Consider the following 10,050-nt stretch of genomic DNA (forward strand, 5'->3'; position numbering starts at 1 on the left):
GAACGGCTTGAACCACTGTCCCGATTCACCCTCCAGGAAGGCGATGGGCACGAACACCGCGATGATCGAGAACGTAGTCGCCGCGACGGCGAGACCGATTTCATCGGTGCCTTCGCGCGCCGCCGTATAATGGTCTTTCCCCATTTCCACGTGTCGCACGATGTTCTCGCGCACCACGATGGCGTCGTCAATCAGAATGCCGATCGCCAACGACAGCCCAAGCAGCGACATCGTGTTCAGCGTGAAGCCGAACGCCCACACGGCCACGAAGCTGGCCAACACCGACACCGGCAGCGCCAGACCGGTGATCACGGTGGAGCGCCACGAGTTCAGGAACAGGAACACCACGAGCACGGTGAGCACCGCGCCTTCCACCAGCGCGTCGCGCACGTTGTTGACGGAGTTCTCGACGCGCGTGCCCTTGTTCTTCACCACGTCGAACTGCGCCCCCTTCGGGAGCGTGGGCCGCAGCTCTTCGACCTTCTTGAAAATCGCTTCCGCGACAGCCGTGGTGGAGTAGCCGTTGGACTTCTTGATCTCGATCCCGACCGCATCGCGCCCGTTGTAGAGCGCCAGCGTGCGCTGCTCTTCGATTCCATCGGTGGCGGTGGCCACGTCGCCCAAGCGCACCACGCGACCGCCCCGTTCCGCCACGACCAGCTGCATGAAATCCGCCGGGGACTGCAAGCGACCCTGCAAGCGAATCGTGCGCTCATCGAGCGAGCTGGTAACCCGACCCACGGGGACCGCCAGATTGCCGGCCTGCAGCGCCGCCGTGACCTGGGGCACACTCACCCCCGCCGCCTGCAACCGCTGCGGATCGAGATTCACGGTGAGCTCGCGCTTCACGCCACCCGAAACCTGCACATCGGCCACACCGGCGATCGATCGCAGTTCACGCGTGATGCCGGGGTCGGCGATCTGCGTGAGTTGCGCCGGCGTCAGTGAGGTCGAGTACAGCGACAGCGTCACGATCGGCGCGTCGGTCGGATTGAACTTCCGCAGGATCGGCTCCTCCATTTCCTGCGGCAAATCCTGACGCTTCGTGCTGATCGCGTCGCGGATGTCCTGCGTGGCTTCGGACAGATCCTTCGAGAACACGAACTGCGTCACGACCTGCGCAAAGCCGTCGCGCGCCTCGCCGTTGATCGACTTGACGCCGGAAATGCTCTGGATCGCTTCCTCGATCGGTTCGAGCACCTCGCGCTCGACTTGCTCGGGGGAGGCGCCCGGATAGATGATCGTGGTCAGCACGATCGGCGGCTGCACTTCCGGAAACTCGTCGGTCTGCAACTGCGAGAGGGCGACCAGACCAAAGCCCGCCAGCGCCAGCATCGCCACGACGGTGATCAGGGGCCGCTTGATCGCGAAATCAGAAATGAACATGGGGACGTGGTTGGATGATGATCCGACGGCTCAATTCTTCTTCGTGGACGCCGCACCGGTCGCGGCATTCGGCAGAGCGGCCGGCGTCGCGTCGCGCGGGGCGGACACCACCACCGGTGACCCGACCGAGATGCCGCGGGCGGCACCGAGCAGCACGGTGTCACCGCTGGCGATGCCGGTCGTGACTTCGAACATCGCGGCCGCGTCGTCGCGCGCCCCCAACTGCACTTCCACCTTCTCGACTTTGCCGCCCTTCAGGCGCATCAGCGTCGGCACGATGCCGGTCTGATCGACCGCGCTCTCCGGCACCAGAACGCCGACACGCTTCTGCGACGCCACGCGACCTTCCACGAACAGTCCGGCCACCAACGCGCCGGCCGAATTCGGCACCGACGCCAACAAGCGCACCTGCTTGGTCTGCGGATCCACCATCGGGCTCACCCGCGTCACGCGTCCCTCGAGCACACGATCCGATCCGTTCACCGTGAACAGCACCGGCGCACCCACGCGCACATCGGCCAGCGCCGCCGTCGGCACCGACGCTTCCACCCGCAGGCTGCGCGGATCGATCACGGTAAACATCGGCGAACCCGGCGACACGATATCGCCCGGGCTCACGGCCCGTTCGGACACCACGCCGGCGAACGGCGCGCGGATGATCGTGTTGCGCAGCATCTTCTCCGCCGACGACAGCCGCGCTTTCGCATCCGCCAGCTGCGCCTGCGCGCCGAGGCTGGCGCGATCGGCCCCTTCCACGTCACGCTCGGCGATCGCACCGGCCGCCGCCAGCGTCTTGGACCGTTGCAGTTCACGCGCCGCCTGTTCGGCCGCCACGGTGGCCTGCGCGACAGCCGAACGCGCCGACATCGCGGCATCGCGCACCGAGGCGTCATCGATGCGGCCGAGCACGGTGCCGACACTCACGCGCTCACCCTGCTCGACATTCGTCGCGAGCACCGCGCCGCTCATCTCGGCGCGAATGCGCGCTTCACGGTCGGCCGTCAGCGTGCCGGAGATGGCCGGACCGCTGCGCAGCGTGTCGGTGCGCGCCACGGCGACGTTCTCCGGTCCGATGTTCTGGGAAACCGGCGCCGCGTCGGCGGTCGTGGTGCCCTTGTCTTTGCTACACGCGGTTCCCACCAGCGCTGCCGCGAGGAGAGCGAGGGACGCAGATCGGCGAGTCATGGTCTTCATCGAGTGGGGCCGGTGGACGAGGGGGAACCCTGCGACAGGGGGAGATAGGGGAGCAATTCGAGACGCTTACGTGCGACCTGCAGATTGCGCGCGGCCTGGGCACGATTCGCGAGGGCCTGCTGCAACTGATTGCGCGTCTCGGAGAGTTCGAGCTGCGTGGAGATGCCTTCGCGGAAGCGCACTTCGGCGATGTCGTAGGCGCGCTGCGCCTGTTCGGCGGTGCCCACGCTCGCCTGCCACGACGCTTCCGATTCGGTGAGCTGCGCGACGGCCTGACGGGCATCGAGCGATGCACCTTCCTGCGCGAGGCGTAAACGCTGGCGCGCTTCGACCACCGAGGCTTCGGCGGCCTGCACTTCGCCGCGCACGCGTCCACCGGTGAAGAATGGATACGACAGGCCGATGCCGACGGTCCAGTTCGGGAAGAAGTCGCCGAGGCTCGAGGGCAGAATACCGGCGGGGTACGCCAGACGCTGATAGTTGGTGGTTGCCGCGATCGACGGCAGGCGCTGCGCCTTGGTGGCTTTCAGCTGCTCTTGCGCGACTTCGACGCCCTTGAGCGCCTGCTTTACCGGGGCGCGTGTACCGGTGCCCGTGTCGCTGCCGACCAAGACGCGCGACACCGCGGCCTGCACCTGCGGATCGATAGTCAGCACGTCGGCCACGTTCACATTCACCGTGGTGATCGGTGCCTGATTGGCCACCGGCACCGACAGCGGAGACTCGGCGATGCTGTCGGTGAGCGCCAGCGGCTGATCGGGCGACAGGTTGAGCAGCTGACGCAACCGCACGTAGGCGAGATCGCGGTTGGTACGCGACTGCAGCCAGCCCGGCCGCTGGTTGTCGCGCGTGACACGGGCCCGGATGAGCTCGAACTCCGACGCCGACCCCACGGTACGCGTCAGCTGCACTTGGCGCAGCGTACGCTCCGACTGCACGAGCGACGATTCGGCGATCGCGACGAGACGATCGGTAAGCAGCGCGTCGTAGTACGACTGCGTGACGTCGAGTTGCACCTGCGCCTGCGCGCTGGTGATGCCGATGTCCGCCGACTCGCGCGCCGCCTTCGCCGCGCGGATCGTGGCGGCGGTTCGGCCGCCGCTGAACAGCCCCTGCGACGCGGAAAGCCCCACGTTGAAGTTGTATTGCGAGGCGAAGATCCGCGTGATCGGATTGTCGGCGGCCGACGAGGTGTCGCGGCCGCCGGAGCCGCCACTGGAGTTACTGCTGGAGCGTTCCGAGATCGCCGCGAACTGGTTCTGCAGCTGCTTCTGCCAGTTCATCGTAGTGGCGAGCTGCGGGAGCAGCGCCGAGCGCGCCTGACCGAGCTGCCCCTGCGCCCGGAGTGCGCCGGCCCGGGCGAGGGCAATCTGCTCGCTCTCACCCGTGGCCAGCTTAAGCGCTTCAGCCAGCGACAGCGGGCGTGGGGCTCCGCCCACGGCGGGCTGGGAATGGACGACGCGCGGCATCAGCGCCACCGCGACAGCAACGGCCACGAGGGTGGTCGCGAGAACGGAACGTATGCGGCGCCACGCGCGCGCACCGACGAAAGGCATCATTCGGGGACAGTGGTGGAGGTCGTGTCGCGTTCGACTGTACGTGCGGCGCGGTGCGCGGGTTCCTGCACGGCACCGACCCCGCGCAAGAAGATGCGGACGTAGGCACGCAGTGTTTCCGGCACCGGTTGGGTGAACATCGTGGGCATCATGTCGCGATTCATCCCGTCGGCGAACACGGCACCCATGAGCATGGTGGCCGCCGCGCGGACTTCTCCCGGCGAGACTTCGCCGGACTCGGTGATCCAGCCGTTGCGGCGCAGCTTGACGACATACTCGCGCACATGCGCCATGGCGGCGCTGGGTCCGTGCGTGGCACAGCCGGCGGCGTCCGGGCGTTCCACCGCGTCACTCATCATTTGCCGCACGATGGCGCGCATGCCGACGAGGGCCGAATGGTGGACGGTGACCCAATCGAGCAGCTCCTGCTCGGGGTCGGCCGGCTCGGCCGGCAACGTGGCGGCCTGCTCGACGCGCGAGCATTCCTGCATCATGAGGTCGAGCAGCGCGTCCTTGGAGCCGAACTGCCGGAAGAGGGTGACTTCGTTCACCCCGGCTTCTTCGGCAATGCGCCGGGTGGTCGCTCCGCGCCAGCCGTGCTGGGCGTACACCCGGGCGGCGGCATGGAGGATGCGCTGGCGATGGTCGTCTATCATGAGTTAAGAGTAATGCAAGTACATGCTTGCCGCAAGCGGGTACTTGCTTACAGACCATCCTATTCGAGTTGGGACAACAACCGGGTGGTCACTCGCGGCGGGTTCGGTTGAACAGATCACACAGAGGCGCAGAGAGCGCAGGGGACGCGGAGGGCCCTTGTGAAGGCTCTCGTTCGCCCCTCTGCGTGCTCTGCGCTCTCTGCTACTCTGCGTGATCAGGCACGGCGGCGACCTCAGCGACCTCAGCGCCTCCGCGTTTTCTGGCACGGCCGAACCAGACCAACGCCGGCTCTTGTGGCCGTGCTGGCACGTGGTAACGTGTCCGGGTATGGCAACCCACCTTCCCATCATCTCCGCGTGACCGGATTCCGCGAGCTCGCCCGCGCGGCGGCGGAAGCGATGGCGGCGCGCCCCGGGGTGCCGCTCGCGCTGGCCACGCTGGTGCAAGTGGACGGCAGTTCGTACCGGCAGCCGGGCGCCCGCCTGTTGGTGGACGCCGAGGGGCGGGTGTTGGCCGGCGCGATCAGTGGCGGCTGTCTCGAGGGAGACGTGGCGGCGCGGGCGGCCGAGGTGTGCGCGACGGGACGCGGGGCGCGCTTGATGTACGACCTGCGAGCCGATCTCGAGGCGATCTGGGGGTTCGGCGCGGCCTGCGATGGCGTAGCCCATCTGCTGCTCGAGCCGCTCCCCGACCCCTCGTGGCTGGCCGATGCCGAAGCGATCCGCACTCGGCGGCACAATGGCGCGGTGCTCACGGTGCTCGACGGGCATGGTGGCGGCAGCAGCTGCGCCGTGCTCGATGGCGACGCGTTGACCGGACGCTGGCGATCGATGGGCGATGCGGCCCGTGGCCTGCCGGAGTCGGAGCTGCTCGCCGGCACCCGCGCCGCGCAGCGCACCGCCCACCCCGTGTTGCACGACCTGCCCGACCACCGCGAGGTGCTGTTCATCGAACCGCTGGTGGCACCGATCGCGTTGCATCTGATCGGCGCCGGCCGGGGGGCCGACGCCTTCGTGCAGATCGCGCGCGCGCTCGAGTGGGAGGTCACGGTGATCGACCATCGGCCGGCGGTGCTGGCCGACCTGGCGCTCCCCCCTGACGTGACCGCCCATGTCGCGCGGTTCAACGACTCCGAGTCGTTGAACCGGCTCTTGGAGTCGCTGCCGCACGATGGCCGGACAGCGATCGCCCTGCTGTCGCACATCTTCGACGTGGACAGCGCGTGGCTGGCGGCCTGGCTCCCCGTGCCGGTGGCGTACATCGGCGTGCTGGGATCGCGAAAGCGCGCGGGGCAGCTGCTGGATGCGGTCCACGCCGCGCTGCGCGAGCGTGGACTGGCGGTCACCGAGCGCATGCGGCACCGGTTGCATGCGCCGATCGGGCTCGATCTGGGCGGCGAAAGTCCGGCAGCGATTGCGCTGTCGGCTATTGCCGAGATCCAGGCGGTGATCCATGGCCGTCCGGCGGGATTCCTGCGCGAGCGGCAGAGCCCGATCCATGCGCGGACGCCAACGCCTCGGGTGTTCGTGGACGAGGTACCGATCCTGCCGACCGAGTGCGACCCGGGGCTCGACGATCACCGGCAGCACGGCTGACGCGATGACCGTCGCGGGTGTCCTGCTGGCGGCGGGCGGATCCCGCCGGTTGGGCTCCCCCAAGCAGCTGCTCACGATGAACGGCGTGACGCTCGTGGAACGCGCGGCTCGGCAGCTCTTGGATGCCGGTTGCTCGCCGGTTCTGGTGGTGATCGGCGCTCATGGCAGCCAGATACGCGATGCTGTCGCTATGCTGCCTGTTACATGCGTCGAAAATGTGCACTGGGAACGGGGGATGGGCACGTCCATTGCCTGCGCGGTGACCGCACTGTCTGAGGGACTCGGGTCCGGCGGGGCGGCCGTAGTGATCGCGACCTGCGACATGCCGATGGTGACCGTCGACCACCTGCGGGCGCTCGTCGCCACGTCCGGTCAGGGCGAGCGCCGGGTGGCGTCGGCCTATGCCGGCCCCGACGGCGCCCCCGTTCGCGGCATTCCCGCCGTGCTGCCAGGCGCCGACTGGCCGGCGCTGGCGGCGCTCGACGGCGACCAGGGGGCCCGCTTACTACTCCGTGACAAAGAGACTCTTACGGTTTCTCTTCGGCGCGGCAATTTCGATATAGACACCCCAGCCGATGTCGCTGCGTGGCGCGCGGCCACGGGTGTCGCCGCGAACCCATCCCATCCACCGTCAGCGCCGCCGCCCATGTCTCTCGTCCACACCGCCCTGGCCGATGTCGAACACGAGATCGCCAACACTCGCAAGATGCTCGAACGCCTGCCCGAGGCGCAGCTCGACTTCACGCCACACGAAAAGTCGTGGCCGCTCGGAAAGCTCGCCAACCATCTCACCGACTTCGGCATGTGGGGTGCGGTGACGATCACCACGTCGGAGCTCGATTTCGAGCAGCCGATGCCGCGCGAGGCCGCGCCGACGACCACCGAAGGCTTCCTCGCGCAATTCGACGCGCGAATCGACGGCTTCCGTCAGGCGCTGGCGACGGTCACCGACGAACAGCTCATGGAGACCTGGACCATGCGCTCGGGGGCCCGTGTCATGATGGCGATGCCGAAGCTCGCGGTCCTGCGCGGCATGGTGATCAGTCACATGATTCACCATCGCGCCCAGCTCACGATCTACTATCGCTTGCTCGGCGTGCCCGTCCCCGGGCTCTACGGCCCCTCGGCCGACGAGCAGTAAGCAGGCGCGGCGAGTCGCCGCGCCACGGTGACGGTGGTCCGGACGCCCCGAGTGCTTACCGGGCCACCGTCAACGCGGTGATGATGCGCACGAGCGCATCGACGTCGCGCAGGTCCAGCACTTCACCCGGCGTGTGGGAATACCGCCCCGGCCAGGACAGCCCTACGTTCGGCGCGCCGTAGGGGGCGATCGCCGATCCGTCGGTGGAGCCGTGGGTGGTGCCCCGCTGCACGGGAATGCGCTGCACCCGCGCCGCCGACAGCACGCGCTCCCGTTCGGCCGGCGGCGAGATCGCGCCGTCGTCGAGGCCGCGGAGCACGAAGCCCTGCCCCAACGGGGCATACGCGAAGGCCTTGTCCTCGAGCGGCGTATCCGAACTCACGAAGGTGTCCACGCTGTAGATCCGCTGCAGCGACCGGCCGTGATTCGCGCCGAACGCCCCGGCGCCAAGCAGGCCGCCTTCTTCGCGCACCGACCACACGAACAGCGCCTTGTGGGTGAGCGTGTTCGGATCGACGCGCTGCACCGCGTGCAGGAGCGCCGTGCTGCCGGTCCGATCGTCGCTGCCGCGCCCGGTCAATCGCGTGCCGCCCAATCGCGCCGCACGCTTATGGCCGGTCACCGCGCTACCTACGCGCACCCCCTGTGCCACCAGGGTGGCCGAGTCCACGCCAAACCAGGCGGTGCTCGTGGCCGGCGCCTTCACGCGCGCCGAGTCGCGGGGCACGAACACCCCACGCAACGACGGCGCGGCGTCGCTGGTGCCCACCCGATCGAAGTGCAACGCCGCCGGCTGCCCTTCCCATGCGCTGGGCACGACACCGCCGCGACGGGCCAACCGCACGGTGCCGTCACGGGCGATGGCCTCGACTTCAAAGCTCACCTCGTCCATGTGGGCGATGAACGCCACCGAGTCGCGATCGGGACCGACGGCGACAATGAGATTGCCGGCGCTATCCACCAGCGCGCGCGACTTGGCCCACGCCGGCAGCAGCGCGGTGATGGCCTCGCGCACGCGCCACTCGTGTCCGGGCACGCCCGGCAGGTCGGCGATCGTCATGAACGTCTTTTCGATGGCGCCGTACCCGTCGCTGCGCGGCCGGCGGGCATTGGCCGAGGCGCGTGCCGTATCGACGGCGGGGGCGAGCAACGTGGGCGTGCCGGCAACGCCACCGGCGCGCGCCGCGTCCTGCAGCAACGTGCGCACATCGGCCGCCGCCACCGATTCCACCAGCGACCCCGCAAAACGCACCGCCGGCGTAATGACGCGCACACTGTCGAGTCCGGTGGAGGCGATCACGCGGGTGATGGCGCGCTTGGTCTGCCCGAGGCGCGCCACGGGCAACATGGTGGCACCGCCGGTCGCCCGACCTTCATCGAGCAGCGTGAGCGCGTCCACCCGACCCGCGCGTGCCAGAATCGCGGCGAGTCCGACCCAGCCGAAGCTGCGCTGCGACGACAACACATAGAGCGTTTCACCCGGCTCCGACGTCGCGGTGGCGGCCGCGCCCGCGCTGGCCACCGCCGCGCAACTCGCGCGCGCACCGGCGGCGGGCCCCGACGCGTACCCGGCGTAGGTCCACACCGGGCGCCACGCGACCACCGGATCGAGCAGCGCAATCCCGAGCGCTTCGGCCTGCGCCTTGGTGCTCGCCCCCACGTCGACCCACAGCTGGTCGACGCCAACCACGGTGGTGTCACCGCGATGCTGTCGCGAGAAGTGTCCGTTGGCGATCGCGACCACCCCGGTGACCTCGCCACGCGCGGAAAGAATGCGCAGCTGGTGCGCTTCGTGGAACTGATCCCACAGCGGATGCGCCGCCACCCCGGTGCGATGTAGCCGAACGTACCCCTGCTCGGTGATGCCGCTGACCACGAACGCCGGCACATCCATGGCGCAGGCGATCACGCGACGTGGCGACCCGCGGCCCACGCGTTTCACCAGATTGCCCATGGTGTCTCGCGTCCAGCCAGGGAGCACGGCGCGCAACGCATCCAGCGCATGGGCTTCGCCACTGGGGGGCGCCGCCAAGCTGATCCAGCGGGCCACGGCTTCGGCAACGGGCGTGTCCGCGGGCGACGCGGACTGAGCGCCAAGGGATGCGGAGGCGACGCTACAGGCGCCAGCCAGCAGCGCGGCGTGGAACGAACGATACACAGCGATCTCGGCGTGAACGGTGAAGCGGGTAATGGGCAGTTCTGACCGCGTCGAGGCAAGTGTGGGATACGAAAAAGCCGGGGCGCTGTGGCAGCGCCCCGGCTCCTTCACCTGCTCGGTATTCGAGAACTCAGTTGGTTGGCGGAACCGGGGGCGCCGAGTCGGGCATGTCGCCACCGCGACGCATCCGCGGCATCGGGCCCTGCGGTCCCTGCGGGTTGCCGGGCATCATGCCGGGCATCATGCCGGGCATCATGCCGGGGCCCATCTGGCCACGCCCCTCACGCATGCCGCGCTGCCCCATGCCGCGCTGGCGCATCACGCGCTGGCGCATCCCGCGCTGACGCATCACGCGCTCACGCA

At 68.8% G+C, this 10,050-nt stretch carries 8 protein-coding genes; 2 read left to right on the forward strand and 6 right to left on the reverse strand.

What is annotated here, in order from left to right:
* From ACIRA7_RS12215 to ACIRA7_RS12230, 4 genes are all read right to left on the reverse strand, one after another.
* Positions 1–1,386, reverse strand: a 1,386-nt coding sequence (locus ACIRA7_RS12215; RefSeq protein WP_396221123.1) for an efflux RND transporter permease subunit, incomplete at its 3' end; no start/stop codon positions are given.
* 30 nt (positions 1,387–1,416) lie between these two features.
* Complete coding sequence (locus tag ACIRA7_RS12220) at positions 1,417–2,571, reverse strand: efflux RND transporter periplasmic adaptor subunit (RefSeq protein ID WP_396221124.1); 1,155 nt, start codon at positions 2,569–2,571, stop codon at positions 1,417–1,419.
* 5 nt (positions 2,572–2,576) lie between these two features.
* Positions 2,577–4,139, reverse strand: a complete 1,563-nt coding sequence (locus tag ACIRA7_RS12225) for a TolC family protein (RefSeq protein WP_396221125.1) — start codon at positions 4,137–4,139, stop codon at positions 2,577–2,579.
* Positions 4,136–4,792 carry a TetR/AcrR family transcriptional regulator gene (locus tag ACIRA7_RS12230; protein WP_396221126.1) on the reverse strand — a complete coding sequence of 219 codons (657 nt, stop codon included), beginning with the start codon at positions 4,790–4,792 and terminating at the stop codon, positions 4,136–4,138. Before ACIRA7_RS12230 ends, ACIRA7_RS12225 begins: the two co-directional genes overlap by 4 nt.
* 357 nt (positions 4,793–5,149) lie before the next feature.
* Between ACIRA7_RS12230 and ACIRA7_RS12235 the strand changes: the two genes are divergently transcribed.
* Together ACIRA7_RS12235 and ACIRA7_RS12240 are read left to right on the forward strand one after the other, a co-directional pair.
* Positions 5,150–6,388 (forward strand): XdhC family protein, encoded by a 1,239-nt coding sequence (locus ACIRA7_RS12235; RefSeq protein WP_396221127.1) that lies wholly within the window; start codon positions 5,150–5,152, stop codon positions 6,386–6,388.
* A 4-nt stretch (positions 6,389–6,392) separates the two neighbouring features.
* A complete protein-coding gene (locus tag ACIRA7_RS12240) occupies positions 6,393–7,529 on the forward strand; it encodes a DinB family protein (RefSeq protein WP_396221129.1) in 1,137 nt (378 codons plus the stop codon).
* 55 nt (positions 7,530–7,584) lie between these two features.
* Here the strand turns inward: ACIRA7_RS12240 and ACIRA7_RS12245 are convergent, their stop codons facing one another.
* Both ACIRA7_RS12245 and ACIRA7_RS12250 read right to left on the reverse strand, forming a co-directional pair.
* Positions 7,585–9,687, reverse strand: a complete 2,103-nt coding sequence (locus ACIRA7_RS12245) for a hypothetical protein (RefSeq protein WP_396221130.1) — start codon at positions 9,685–9,687, stop codon at positions 7,585–7,587.
* Between the two features lie 130 nt (positions 9,688–9,817).
* Positions 9,818–10,050, reverse strand: a 233-nt coding sequence (locus tag ACIRA7_RS12250) for a hypothetical protein (RefSeq protein WP_396221131.1), incomplete at its 5' end; no start/stop codon positions are given.

It is taken from the genome of Gemmatimonas sp., from assembly GCF_044376735.1.
Classification (GTDB): domain Bacteria; phylum Gemmatimonadota; class Gemmatimonadetes; order Gemmatimonadales; family Gemmatimonadaceae; genus Gemmatimonas.